A 12747-nucleotide genomic window follows, 5' to 3' on the forward strand; every position below is an offset into this window, starting at 1 on the left:
CCGCGCGCAGAAGCAGCTGCGCCGCGCCAGCCGTGTCGTCTCGCGCCGCCGGGGCCCCGACCGGCGCACCGGGCAGCAGGCATCGAAGCGCTGGGAGAAGGCCAACCGGGCCCGGAACAAGGTGCACCACCGGGTCGCGAACCTCCGCGAGGACACCCTCCACAAGATGACGACCCGCCTCGCCCGCGAGTACGGCACGATCGTTGTCGAAGACCTCAACGTTGCCGGAATGGGCCGTAACCGGCGCCTGTCCCGCCGTGTCGCGGACGCCGCGTTCGGCGAGATCCGACGCCAGCTCACCTACAAGACCCGCTGGTACGGCACACGACTCGTCGTCGCCGACCGCTGGTTCCCCTCCTCGAAGACCTGCTCCCGCTGCGGTGCGGTGAAAGCCAAGCTGGCCCTCAGCATGCGCGTTTTCGAGTGTGACAACTGCGGCCTCGTCATCGACCGGGACGCCAACGCCGGACACAACCTGGTCGCCCTCGCGGCCCGGACCACAGGTACCGGAGTGGCCGGAGACCTGGACTACGCCGTCGAGGCGGAGTCGAAGCCCCGTGGAGCCGACCACAAGACCCGCATCACCCGCCCGCGCCGCAAGGCCGGGACGGGGCGGGCAGGTGGCACAAACCCCAGCCCCCGGGCCGGGAAGGAAACGGGAGACCGTCAACAAGCCACCAGGGCACAACTCGCGCTCTGGTGACCCGTTACGGACCATTCCGGTGGAAACATCGGGATTACTGAGATCACTTGATGATCAAAGCAACGGCCAGCTGAGATGGGCGACGGCCGCGTAGTCGATGCCGAGGACCTCGGCGATGAGCGGCTGGGATTCGTCGTTCGAGGTGCTCGCAGCCGCGAGATTTCCCCAGTCGCCAAGCGTTGACGTCGTGTGCAGCAGCGTCTCCCTGCCAAACGGCCGCATCGCGGACGGGACGCGGCTCCTGCGCGGCGACGCCGCCCACCGGGCCGCGGCCGAAATGATCGCCCGGATCTCAGCGCGAGGCGGGGACACCTCCCGTATCACCACCAGCGGACATCTGATCTACACGCGCACCAGAATCAGAGCGCCGCGCGACTGGCCAGGGTCACACGGTAGACGTTGTTGTACATCCCCGTGGCCAGCTCGACCGCAGAGACAGGCACAGCCGTGGGGCCGAAGGCCAGGCGGCAGATCTCCGCAATATCCTGGGCGGTCAGTCACTGCTGGAACGCCTCCGAGGCGCGCTCAACCGGCTGGAAATCCATACCGCTCAGGATGCCCCGCCCGACAGCCGCTCGTCACATCCACCGCGTACAGCGACACGGCGGAAACGTCCGTCCTGCCACGGCCCCGGCTCCCGCCCGCGCACATCCAGCACCAGCCCGTGCGCCTGCACCACCCCGCAGCTCGTCGGCAGAATCCACAACGCCGAATACCCCGCCGAGCCCAGCAACCAGATGGGTCCCGCAGCCACGCTCTTCCGAGCCCGATGCCAGGCATGCGGCGGCAGTACGAAAAGCCGTGGCACCGGACCGGCAGCACACCCATCAACCGGACAGGCCGCCCAGAAAAGTGAAAACCCGCCCAGGGTTACTTGTCACCTGGTTCGCCGCTCGTTAACGCACCCCTCGTTGCCGCCGCCCCGAGGGCCGGGGAGTACAGCCTGCTGTACCTCGAACCGGGCGGCCATCGGGATCGGCCTGCGGGGGGCCTGATCCGTAGCGTCGTGCGACGACGGCGCGAGAGCCCCGTGAACCAGTGGAGGAACTCATGACGAGCACCGACCCCTACCGCCTGACCGTCGTCCCCGGTGATACCGCCGACACCCCGACCGGTGTCCCCCGCGGGGAGGTCGTCCGGACTTTGCTGTGGGCCGTCCTGGTGATCAGCGCGGTCGCCAACGTCGCGGCCTCGTACGCCGGTTCCGGCACCTCGGCGCACCTGGCCTGCGGTGTGGTCACCATGCTCTGCGCGGGCGCCCTCGTCGTGCGCAACCTGCGAGGACGCCGATGAACACCGCAGTCGCCGCCACCACCGCACAGCGCGCGCCCGCCATCGCACTCGCGCAGGTGGGCAAGACATACACGGGCGACGTACGCGCCCTGGACGACGTTTCGCTGACCGTGGAGCACGGCACGTTCCTCGCCGTGATGGGGCCGTCGGGCTCCGGCAAGAGCACGCTGATGCACTGCGCCGCCGGGCTGGACTCGCCGACCTCGGGGAGCGTCCGCATCGACGGCCTCGAGATCACCGGGCTGGACGAGACCCGCCGCACCGAACTGCGCCGGGAGCGCGTCGGTTTCGTGTTCCAGGCGTACAACCTGATCCCTTCGCTGTCCATCGAGGACAACATCACGCTGCCGCTCAGACTGGCGGGCCGGCGTCCGGACCTGGAGTGGGTGGGCACGTTGGTCGAACGGGTCGGTCTGGCCGGCCGGCTCGACCGCCGCCCCGCCGAGCTCTCCGGTGGGCAGCAACAACGGGCCGCCGTCGTACGGGCGTTGGTGGCGAAACCGGCCGTCGTGTTCGCTGACGAGCCGACCGGCGCGCTCGATCTGCGCAGCGCACACCAGGTGCTCGACCTGCTCCGCGCCCTCGTCGACGACCTCGGTCAGACGGTCGTGATGGTCACCCACGACCCGGCCGCCGCAGCCCGCGCGCACCGGGCCCTGGTGATGGCCGACGGCCGCGTGGTCGAGTCCATGGACGCCCCGACCGCGGCCCGACTGGCCGGTCGTCTCGCGTCGTTGGGGGAGTGGTAGGTCATGCTGCGTCTTGCCCGGCACATGGCCGCGCACCGGATCACCGCACTGCTCGCCGTGGCGTGCGCGGTGCTCGGCGGCGCCGCGCTGATCACGACCACTGGCGTGCTCGCCGAGTCGGGACTACGCTCCCAGCTGCCGCCCGGCCGGCTCGCGGGCGCGGACATCGTGGTCGCGGCCGATCAGGAGTTCCACCCGGGTGGGGATCTGCCGGCCGCGCTCCCCGAGCGCGCCACGGTCCCGGCCCGGCTGGTAGACCAACTGGCCGGACTGCCGGGCGTCACCGCAGCGGTCGGCGACATCGGCTTCCCCGCCGCCCTCGTCGACCCGCGCGGACAGGTCCTGTCCACTGACGATCCCCGGACGGCCGGCCACGGCTGGTCCTCGACGAAGCTGCTGGCGGATCCTCGCGTCGAGGGCCGCGCGCCGACCGGTTCCGGCGAGGTCGCCGTGCCCGCCACGGCGGGCATCCAGGTGGGCGAACGGGTCCAGGTCGTCGCGAACGGCCGACCGGCCGCGTCCTACCGAGCCTCGGCCGTGGTCGACGCGCCGGACGCGGGTGTCTTCTTCGCGGACGAGACCGCCGTACGGCTGTCGGAGCGGGCCGGTGAGGACGGCGGCTCGCGCGCCGGAACCGTCGACCTGATCGGCCTCACGACCGAACCCGGCGCCGAGGAGCGGGTCGCCTCCACGGTTCGCGACCGGGTGGCGGGCACCGGGCTGAAGGTCGTCACCGGCGCGGAGCGGGGGGAGACCGTGTCGCCCGGCGTCGGCTCGGCGCGCTCACTACTCGTCCTCCTCGCCGGCTCCCTCGCCGGAATCGTGCTGCTGATCACGGGGTTCGTGACGGCCGGTGCACTGGGCGTGGCGGTCGCCGGACAGCGCCGCGACCTGGCGCTGATGCGGGCCGTCGGCGCGACGCCGAAGCAGATCCGTCGACTGGCCGCCGCCCAGTCGACGGTCGTCGCGGCCGTGGCGCTGGTGCCCGGGATCGCCCTCGGGTATCTGCTGGCCGGGCAGTTCCGCCGCGTGCTGGTGGACCGCAACGTCCTGCCCGCCGAACTTCCTCTGAGTATCAGCCCGTTGCCCGCCCTGGCCGCGCTGCTCCTGCTGGCGGCGACCGTGCAGGTCTCGGCCCGGTGCGCGGCCTGGCGGACCTCGCGGATGCCGGCCACCGAAGCGGTCGCCGAGTCTCGCAGCGAGCCGCGGAAACCGTCGAGGTCCCGGACCCTCGCCGGTCTGCTGCTCATCCTGGCGGCGAGTGTGCTGGCGGTCGTACCGCTGCTGTCCCGGACCGTCCTCGGCGCCACCGCCACGTCCATGGCGGGCATCGTCGCCGCGATCGGTCTGGCACTGGCCGGCCCGGCCCTGGTCAAGGGCGTGGGCGACACCATGATGCGGCGCCTGCGTCCGGGCGTCTCGGCCCCCACCTGGCTGGCGACGGCCAACGTACGCGGGTACGCCCTGCGCCTGTCCGGGGTCGTCAGCCCGCTGGCCATGGCGGTCGTCTTCGTCCTGACGTACACCCTCGTGCAGACCACCGTGCTGGCCGCCACCTCGGACGAAACCCGCACCGGCACCCTCGCCCAGCACCGCCTGAGCGCGCCGGGCCTGGGCGGACTGCCCCAAAACACGGTCGATGCCGTACGGAAGGTGCCGGGCGTACGGGCGGCCGCACCCGTCGGCACGACCAGCGTGGTGTGGCAGTACGAGCTGTTCGGCGAAACCGAGACCGAGTCCGCCTCCGCGACCATCCTGACGCCGGCCGCGGCCGACGTCGTCGACCTCGGCGTACAGGACGGCGGCCTGGACCGGCTCACCGGCAACACGATCGCCGTCAGCAGCGATGCCGTCCGCACGCGCGGAGCGGAACTCGGCGGGCGGGTACGCCTGATCCTCGGCGACGGTGCGCCCGTCGTCGCCCGGGTCGTCGCCGTCTACGACCGTGGCCTCGGCTTCGGCCCGGTGGTCCTCTCCCGCGACCTGGCCGCTGGGCACACCACGACGAGCCTGGACCAGAGCGTCCTCGTCCGCACCGACGATACGGCCGCGGCCGAGCGCCGCCTGACCGCGCTCGTGGCCGCCCACCCCGGGCTGACCATGTCGCGCACCGACGCCGGTTCGACCGCCTGGCAGGACGCCCCGCCCGAGGTGTGGATCAACCTGGCCGTCGTCGTGGTCCTGCTCGGCTACCTCCTGCTCAGCATCGCCAACAAGCTCGTCGCGGCCACGGCCCAGCGCCGGGCCGAGATCGCCGCGCTCCGCCTGGTCGGTACGACACCGCGTCAGATCCGCGCGATGATGCGCCGTGAGGCCGCGGTGATCGCGGCCTCGGCGATCACCGCGGGCCTGGCGCTGTCCGCCCTCCCGCTCGCCTTCCTGGGACAGGGCTTCCTCGGCCACCCCTGGCCGGCCGGCCCCGTCTGGCTCCTGCCCGCCATCGCGGCGATCGTTGTCGCGACCGCGTTCCTCACCACCGAGTTGCCCACGCGGCAGGCACTGCGTACGCCGCCTGCGGATGCCCTCCGCGCGGTGTGAACCGGACGTCCCGGAACACGGGACACGTGCCTCCCAGGCCCCGAAGGGCCCGGGAGGCCGACCCGGGTGACTGACCGTATTGCACCGTATGTTTAATTGTTGACGTAAATGCGTCGGGCGAGGCTCGCACCTCACTCCAGTGCAAGGCTCGGCATGAGGTGTGAGCGGAAAACAGACGAAGGAGGCAGCGCACAATGAAGGCTGCGCGCTACTACGACCGCGGTGACATCCGCATCGAGGACATCCCGGAGCCCACTGTCGGACCGGGCACGGTGGGCATCGACGTCGCGTACTGCGGGATCTGTGGCACCGACCTGCACGAGTACCTCGACGGACCGATCTTCGTCCCGCCGGCCGGCCACCCGCACCCGGTCTCCGGTGAGTCCGCCCCCGTCACGCTCGGCCACGAGATGTCCGGCGTCGTGTACGCAGTGGGTGAAGGCGTCGAGGACCTGAAGCCGGGCGACCGGGTGGTCGTCGAGCCCTACATCCTGCGCCCCGACGTCGACACCAGCGAGAACAACCCGACTTACCACATCTCGCCCGACATGAACTTCATCGGGCTGGGCGGCCACGGCGGCGGGCTCGCGGAGAAGATCGTCGTCGAGCGCCGCTGGGTCCACGCGGTCGGAGACGTCCCGCTGGACCAGGCGGCCCTCATTGAGCCGCTGTCGGTGGCGTACCACGCGTTTCAGCGCTCGGGCGCGAAGGCGGGCGACTTCGCGCTCGTCGGCGGCGCCGGCCCCATCGGGCTGCTCACCTGCGCGGTGCTCAAGGCGATGGGCGTCGAGGTCGCGGTCTCCGAGCTCAGCCCGCTGCGTCGGCAGAAGGCCCTGGACGCCAAGGTCGCCGACCACGTCATCGACCCCGTCGTCACCGATGTCGCCGAGGAGGTCCGGCGCCTCACCGGCGGGAAGGGCGCGGACGTCGCGTTCGAGGCCACGTCCGTCAACGTCGTCCTCGACACGCTGTTCGACGCCGTCAAGCCGGGCGGTGTCATCACCGTCATCTCGATCTGGGGCAAGCCGGCGTCGATCGACATGCAGAAGCTCGTCCTCAAGGAGGTCGACCTGCGCGGCACGATCGCCTACGTCAACTCCCACCCGCAGACCATCAAGCTGGTGCAGGAGGGGCGCATCGACCTGGCGCCGTTCATCACCAAGAGTATCGGCCTGGACGCCCTCGTCAGCGAAGGATTCGAGACCCTGATCCACCACAACGAGACGGCCGTCAAGATCCTCGTGGACCCCCGCAGCTGATACGCCCCCGGACCTGATCCCGGCGGACCCGGCCACGGCCGGGACCCCCTCCGCCCTGACGGTGACAGCGCCATCCGAGCGCAATCAGCCGCCAGAGGTTCGCCCCCCAGCGCCTGTAGGTGCTGCGCAGGCGGACCCCTGGCGGCTTTTTGCGGTCTGGCGGTTACCGGTCGGCGGTGTCGTGCCGGGGGCGCGGGTCAGTCGTGCCGATGTCGAGCGCGTGCCGGGCGAACCGCAGGGCGTACGGCAGCGCGGCCCGGGTGAGCGGGCCGGCACCGATGGCAACGGCGGCGGCAGCGGCCGAGATCACGGGCTCCGCGCATACGACGGCGCGCAGCCGGGCGGGCAGGCCGGGAAGTACGAGGGTCAGGGTCCGGTCGTCGGTGTCGGGACGCGGCCAGGTGAGTTCGATGCGCATGAGACGGCCTCTGCGGATGTGGGGCTCGAACGCCCGCGGCCCGGACGGCGTCGCCCTCGTACAGCGGGACGGCCCGGTCCGCGGAGGAGCGCGGGACGGGCCGGCCGGCGTGCGCAGGGGCCGCGGTCAGGCCGGAAGGGCGGTGAGGGGAGTGACGGTGGTGAGGGTCGGCTTTCTGGAACAAGGGTCGGGACTGGACCGGGCGCTCATGCCGTCACCTCCTCATGCGGGACATGCGCGACTGTTCGGTCTGTGATCCGCGGTGGCTCGCGCGGGGGCGGACCTCAACTCCACCATCCGGCGGCATGCGGATACCTCCAGAGTTGCCGAAGTTGTCGGATCTGGTCAAGGTTGTCGAGAAGGTGAGGTATGTCACTGCCTCGTTTGTATGCCTTACCTGACCTACAAAGGGAGAACGACCATGACTGGCAGTTCCCAAGCGCATGGCACATCCCGTGCGCACGGCTCAGGGGACACGACGGCGCGGCATCCCGTCCAGGAGACGCTGACGCACCCCGTGCAGATGGCGACGACGGCAGTGGAGAAGGTCCCCGGCGCCGACCGGGCCAAGGAGTTCGTCGACGGTGTGCTGGACTCCGTCGGGATTGTCTCGCCCCGCGCACGGCGCGTCGCGGCGTACACCGGTGCCGGGCTGCTCGGTGTGGCCGGCGTGGTCGAGTGGCCAGTGGTCGCGGCGGGCGCCGCCGCCGTGTGGCTCACCCAGCAGCGCCCCAAGGACGCCGAGGCGGCCCGGATGGCCGGCGAGGCCCGTGCCGAGGGGGCGCAGAGGAAGCACGCCGCCAGGTCGGCCAAGGCGTCGACCGCCACCGGCAAGGCGAAGTCCCCTGCCGGCAAGGCCGGTTCGGGTACGGCGAAGACCCGCGCGTCGAAGTCGGCGAGCACCACGGGCGTGGCCAAGGCCAAGCAATCCGGGCGGACCACCAAGAGCGCCTCGGCGGGCACCTCGCGCACCAAGGCGGGTGGGCGGAAGAAGAGCTGACGTCGGCCTCTGTCCGCTCCGACGACCATTCGTTCCGCCCCCCAAGCCCGTGCGGCAGGCCCGCGAAGGTGAGACATGCTGCTCCGCTTACTGACCGGGCTGCCCGCCGCGGTCCTCCGAGACGCCCTGGCGTCCCCCGTCGAGGCCACGCGCCGGATTGCCCCACCGGCCACCGACACGGCGCGGATGGCCGCCGAACTCGTGAGCGCCGGCGCACGTGGCGTCGTGAGCGGCGCGGCGGCGGTGTCGGCGACCGCACTGCGGGTCGGCAGGGTCGCCCGCAACGCCATGACCCCTCAGACCGGTCACTGGCGCGCCGGGTCCCGCATGCACCTCGCGCTGCGGCAGAGTCCGGAGGCGCGGAGGCCCGCCCTGGAGCAGTTCGAGGCCGTCTGCGAGAAGGTGGCCGTCGAGCTGGCCGAACACCCTGATGTGCTGGTCGCCTACTGGGACAGCGGCCTGGAACGGCTGGTCGTGCAGACCACCGAGGCCGCGGTCGGCGAGCAGTTGGTGGACCGGGCGTCCGAGATCGCCGCCCGACACGGGCTGATGCGCGTCGACGAGCAGGCGCTGGAGCACACGCACCCGGGGGCGGCCGGAGGGGTGCGCGTCAATGCCGTCGCCGTGGCCTGCGACGCGGTCGGCATCGCCACGGCCCTCGTGGCGAGGACAACCCTGCTGAGGTCCGTGCCGGAGATCGTCGTGGCCGCGGCCGTCGTGATGCGCGAGGACTCCCGGGTACGGAGGGTGCTGGACCGTGCGCTGAGCCCGGACCTGGCCGACCTGGTGCTCGCCGCGGCCCATGCGGCCGCCTGCGGGATCGGGCAGTCGCCGAGCCCGCTGCTGCTCGACGCGGCCTTGCGGATCGCCCAGGCGGCGGAGTCCGTCGCCCAGCTCGCGGCGTTCGATGCCCTGCACGACACGCTGTGCGCCCCGGGCAGGCCGACGGTGGGCGGAAACGACACCGTGCGTCCGCCGCTGCGTTCGTGCCCCGGCGAGGAGTACGCCGACGCCGCGATCAACGGAATGCTGGGCGGAGCCGTCACCGCGCTCCTGTTCACCCGCAGCGTCGATGGGGCGGCGGAGACCGCACTCGCCGGTTCGCCCAAGGCCGCTCGCTACGGCCCGGCGGCCTTCACCGCGGCGCTCGGCAGTGTCCTGGCACGCGAGGACGTGCTGGTACGCAGCCCGGAGCGGCTGCGCCGGCTGGAGATCGTGGACACCGTCGTCCTGCATTCCGGAGCGCTGCGCAGCACCCGGCGCACCGTGCTGGAGGCCCATCCGAGCAGGGCCGGGTGGAATCACCGTCGGTTGTGGCGGGAGGCCACCGCAGCCCTGAGCACGCCCGGGGACGGGGCAGCGGCGTCCCGGGCAGGGAAGTCGGGAGTCGACCTGCGGCCGGTGCCCGACGAGGCGGTGTCGGACACGGAAGCGCCGGACACGGGCCTGATGATCGCGTCGGTGCGCGGCAGGGACGTCGGTACCGTCCTGGTCGGCCGGGAGCTCGACCCGATGGCTGAGGCCGTGCTGGACGCGGCGCGCCGGGCCGGTCTGCACGTCGTCGTACCCGACGACCACTCGCTGGGCGAGTTCAGGACCCTGGCCGACCAACTCATCCCTCCCGGGCTTCCGTTGGCCGAGGTGGTGGCCGGTCTGCGGAACGGCGGGCGGACGGTCCTGACGGTGGCGCGCGTGCCGGCCGGCCGGACGGCGGCGGAAGGGGCGTCGGCCGACGCCGCCCGCGACGTGCTCGAAGGGCTGCTCGGCAGCGACATCGCCGTGGCCGTCGCCGACGCGCGCGGCGCCGTCGTCTGGGGCGCCGACGTGCTGCCCCTGCGCGGTCTGGAGGGCGCGTGGCGGCTGCTGGCCGCCGTGCCCGCGGCACGGGCGGCCGGTCGTCGGGCCAAGTTCCTCGCCGAGGCGGGTGCCGCGCTCTCCGAACTCCTGGTGCTCACCCGCGGGGCCCGGACCCAGCCGGCCCCCTTCCCCTTCCCCCTCGAACTGCGGATCAGCCCCGTCAGCATCGCCACCGCCGCGTCTTTGGTGTCCGGCTGGTGCGGCGCGCTGGGGGCCGCCTCCGGTGCGCCCCCGCACCCCAGCCCGCGGGTGCCGTGGCACGCACTGCATCCGGAGGAGGTGATGGCCCGGCTGGCGAGGGTGCCACGGGCCGCACCCACCGCGTGGGAAGTGGTGCGGGGCCGGGCCGGCCACACGCTGAACACCGCAGTCGCTCACCCGGTCCTTGCGCCGGTCCGGGTCGGCGTGCGTCTGGCGGGCGCCACCTGGGCCGAACTCGATGACCCGTTCACCCCCGTCCTGCTGATCGGTGCCATCGCGTCCGCGCTGATGGGGTCCGCGGTGGACGCGATTCTCGTGGTCGGGGCCGTCGCGGGGAACGCCCTGGTCGGCGGGGTACAGCGGCTGCGCGCGGAGCGGGCGCTGGCCGAACTCGCCACGGGACAGCGGCGCACGGCCCGACGCCTGCCCGACGTGTCGGCGGACGAGCCGTCCATCGTCGAGGCCGGACGACTGGCGCCCGGCGACGCGATCGAGCTGCGTACCAACGATGTCGTGCCGGCCGACGCACGTCTGCTGGAGGTCAGCGGCTTCGAGGTCGACGAGTCCTCGTTGACCGGCGAGTCGCTGCCCGCCCACAAACAGGTGGCGCCGGTATCGGAGGTGTCCGTCGCGGAACGCAGTTCCATGGCGTTCGAGGGCACCACGGTGGTGGCCGGGCGCGCCCGCGCCGTGGTGGTGGGCACCGGCGATCAGACCGAGGCCGGTCGCGCGGCGTCCCTCGCCGCCCGGGTCCCCCCGTCGGCGGGGGTCCAGGCGCGGCTGCACCAGCTGACCCGCCGGGCCCTGCCGCTCACCCTCGCAGGCGGCGCCGTGGTGGCGGCTCTGTCCCTGCTGCGCGGCCGCCCGGTGCGCACCGCGCTCCAGGGCGGGCTGGCGGTCGCGGTGGCCGCCGTTCCCGAAGGCATGCCACTGGTGGCGACGGTGGCGCAGATGGCCGCGGCCCGGCGGCTCAGCGGGCTGGGCGTCCTGGTCCGCACGCCGCGCAGCCTGGAGGCCCTGGGACGGGTGGACACCATGTGCTTCGACAAGACCGGGACCCTCACCGAGAACCGGTTGCGGGTCGTCCGCCTGGTCACCGTCGCCGGCGCCGAGCACCCGGCGTCCGGCCCCGAAGCGGAACAGATCCTTCGCATCGCCGCCCGGGCCTGCCCCCGCGTGGCCGAGCAGCCGGGCGTTCACGCCCACGCCACCGACGAGGCCGTTCTGGCGGCCGCCCCGCGAGAGACCGGGTGGACCGTCGTGCGGGCCCAGCCCTTCGAAGCGAGCCGGGGCTACGCGGCCGCCGTCGGGAGGGACAAGGACGGTGGGGACACCCTGGTCGTCAAGGGAGCGCCCGAGGTCATGCTGCCGAGCTGTCCCGACGCGGATCCGGCAACCGTCGACAAGGCGCGCGCCCTTGCCGCCCAGGGCCTGCGGCTGCTGGCCGTAGCCAGGCGCCGCCTTGCGGCGGAGGAGGCGGCCGAGGCACTGGACAAGCCGCTCGAATCGCTGGAACTCGTCGGGTTCGTGGCGCTCGCCGACCGTCCTCGCGCCAGTTCGGCCCCGCTCGTGGCCGGTCTCGGCGAGGTCGGCGTACGACCCGTCATGCTCACCGGCGACCACCCCGAGACCGCCCGTTCGGTGGCGTTGACCCTGGGCTGGCCGTCGGATGTCACGGTCGTCACCGGCGACGAACTGGCCGCGCTCGACCGGGCGGGGCGAGCGCGGCTGCTTCGGGACTGCGGCGTCGTGGCTCGCGTCGCGCCCGAGCAGAAGCTGCAGGTGGTCGAGGCGCTCCGGGAGGCGGGGCGCGTCGTGGGCATGGTTGGGGACGGCGCCAACGACGCCGCCGCCATCCGCGCCGCCGATGTCGGGGTCGGCATCGCGGCGCGCGGGTCGGCCGCGGCGCGCAACGCCGCGGACCTCGTGATCATCAACGACGAGCTGTCCGTGCTCATCGACGCCATCGGGGAGGGTCGTGCTCTGTGGCGCAGCGTGGCCGACGCGATCAGCATCCTGCTCGGCGGGAACGCCGGTGAGGTCGGCTTCTCCGTGTTGGGCACCCTGCTGTCCGGTACATCGCCGCTGTCGACGCGTCAGCTGCTGCTGGTCAACCTGCTCACCGACATGTTCCCGGCGATGGCGGTCGCGGTCACCCCGCACGACCCGGAGTCCGCCGGCGAGCCCGCCGCCGTCGGCGTACCCGTGGGTCTCGCCGTCCTCGGGTCGCCGCTGACCCGTCAGATCCGCGACCGGGGCCTGATCACCGGGGTCGGTGCGGCCGTCGCGTGGCTGCTCGGCGTGCTCACCCCCGGCTCGGTCCGGCGCACCAGCACGATGGCCCTGTGCGGTGTGGTCGGAGCCCAGCTCACCCAGACCGTCGTCGGACGCCGCCACAGCCCGCTGGTCCTGGTCACCGTCCTCGGCACCGCCGTCGTGCTCGTCGCCCTCGTCCAGACGCCGGGCGTCAGCCGCTTCTTCGGGTGCACGCCGCTGGGACCGGCGGCATGGACCGGCGTGGCCGTCGCCGTCGCCGCCGCCGCCCTCGGGCCCCGCGTACTGCCGCACGCCGACCAACTGTTGTCCGACCTCACCGCGCGGGTGCGTCCCGTGGTGCGGTTCGTCCGCTGAGGGCCGTCAGCTTCTGAGGGTGGTTCAGCGGGAGGTGGTCGCCCGGCGCCGGCCTCCGCTTGCGCGAGCTGTGCAGCGCGGTGCGCAGGGGTGCCGAG

General features: G+C 72.8%; 9 protein-coding genes. 7 read left to right on the plus strand and 2 right to left on the minus strand.

Annotated features, from left to right (window positions below):
* A partial coding sequence (locus ABT115_RS20730) for an RNA-guided endonuclease TnpB family protein (protein ID WP_351791755.1) occupies window positions 1-703 on the plus strand: 703 nt, incomplete at its 5' end.
* A 54-nt stretch (window positions 704-757) separates the two neighbouring features.
* On the opposite strand, the gene ABT115_RS20735 is transcribed toward ABT115_RS20730, so the two are convergent.
* Window positions 758-1015 carry a hypothetical protein gene (locus ABT115_RS20735; protein WP_351791757.1) on the minus strand — a complete coding sequence of 86 codons (258 nt, stop codon included), beginning with the start codon at window positions 1013-1015 and terminating at the stop codon, window positions 758-760.
* Between the two features lie 738 nt (window positions 1016-1753).
* Here ABT115_RS20735 and ABT115_RS20740 point away from each other — a divergent pair.
* The 4 genes from ABT115_RS20740 (at window position 1754) to ABT115_RS20755 (ending at window position 6542) form a co-directional block, all read left to right on the plus strand.
* Entirely contained in the window at window positions 1754-1996 is a 243-nt protein-coding gene (locus tag ABT115_RS20740) for a hypothetical protein (protein WP_351791760.1), read from the plus strand.
* Window positions 1993-2745, plus strand: coding sequence for an ABC transporter ATP-binding protein (locus ABT115_RS20745; protein ID WP_351791763.1), 753 nt, complete (start codon window positions 1993-1995; stop codon window positions 2743-2745). Before ABT115_RS20740 ends, ABT115_RS20745 begins: the two co-directional genes overlap by 4 nt.
* 3 nt (window positions 2746-2748) lie before the next feature.
* Complete coding sequence (locus ABT115_RS20750) at window positions 2749-5283, plus strand: FtsX-like permease family protein (RefSeq protein ID WP_351791766.1); 2535 nt, start codon at window positions 2749-2751, stop codon at window positions 5281-5283.
* 194 nt (window positions 5284-5477) lie between these two features.
* A complete protein-coding gene (locus ABT115_RS20755; protein ID WP_351791769.1) occupies window positions 5478-6542 on the plus strand; it encodes a 2,3-butanediol dehydrogenase in 1065 nt (354 codons plus the stop codon).
* Between the two features lie 163 nt (window positions 6543-6705).
* Here the strand turns inward: ABT115_RS20755 and ABT115_RS20760 are convergent, their stop codons facing one another.
* On the minus strand, window positions 6706-6960 hold the full coding sequence (locus ABT115_RS20760; protein WP_351791772.1) for a hypothetical protein: 255 nt from the start codon (window positions 6958-6960) through the stop codon (window positions 6706-6708).
* Between the two features lie 421 nt (window positions 6961-7381).
* On the opposite strand from ABT115_RS20760, the gene ABT115_RS20765 reads away from it, so the two are divergent.
* Together ABT115_RS20765 and ABT115_RS20770 are read left to right on the plus strand one after the other, a co-directional pair.
* Window positions 7382-7960 carry a hypothetical protein gene (locus ABT115_RS20765; RefSeq protein WP_351791774.1) on the plus strand — a complete coding sequence of 193 codons (579 nt, stop codon included), beginning with the start codon at window positions 7382-7384 and terminating at the stop codon, window positions 7958-7960.
* A 75-nt stretch (window positions 7961-8035) separates the two neighbouring features.
* Window positions 8036-12649: a cation-translocating P-type ATPase gene (locus tag ABT115_RS20770; RefSeq protein ID WP_351791777.1), complete on the plus strand. Its 4614-nt coding sequence runs from the start codon at window positions 8036-8038 to the stop codon at window positions 12647-12649.
* Window positions 12650-12747 lie beyond the last annotated feature (98 nt).

Origin of the sequence: Streptomyces sp. NPDC001832 (assembly GCF_040297265.1) — a bacterium.
Classification (GTDB): Bacteria; Actinomycetota; Actinomycetes; order Streptomycetales; family Streptomycetaceae; genus Streptomyces.

Bases quoted from the DNA above. Each gene is read 5' to 3' on its own strand.
- ABT115_RS20765 (WP_351791774.1), top strand. From the start codon at position 7,382: ATGACTGGCAGTTCCCAAGCGCATGGCACATCCCGTGCGCACGGCTCA.
- ABT115_RS20750 (WP_351791766.1), top strand. From the start codon at position 2,749: ATGCTGCGTCTTGCCCGGCACATGGCCGCGCACCGGATCACCGCACTG.
- ABT115_RS20770 (WP_351791777.1), top strand. From the start codon at position 8,036: ATGCTGCTCCGCTTACTGACCGGGCTGCCCGCCGCGGTCCTCCGAGAC.
- ABT115_RS20755 (WP_351791769.1), top strand. From the start codon at position 5,478: ATGAAGGCTGCGCGCTACTACGACCGCGGTGACATCCGCATCGAGGAC.
- ABT115_RS20745 (WP_351791763.1), top strand. From the start codon at position 1,993: ATGAACACCGCAGTCGCCGCCACCACCGCACAGCGCGCGCCCGCCATC.
- ABT115_RS20740 (WP_351791760.1), top strand. From the start codon at position 1,754: ATGACGAGCACCGACCCCTACCGCCTGACCGTCGTCCCCGGTGATACC.
- ABT115_RS20760 (WP_351791772.1), bottom strand. From the start codon at position 6,960: ATGCGCATCGAACTCACCTGGCCGCGTCCCGACACCGACGACCGGACC.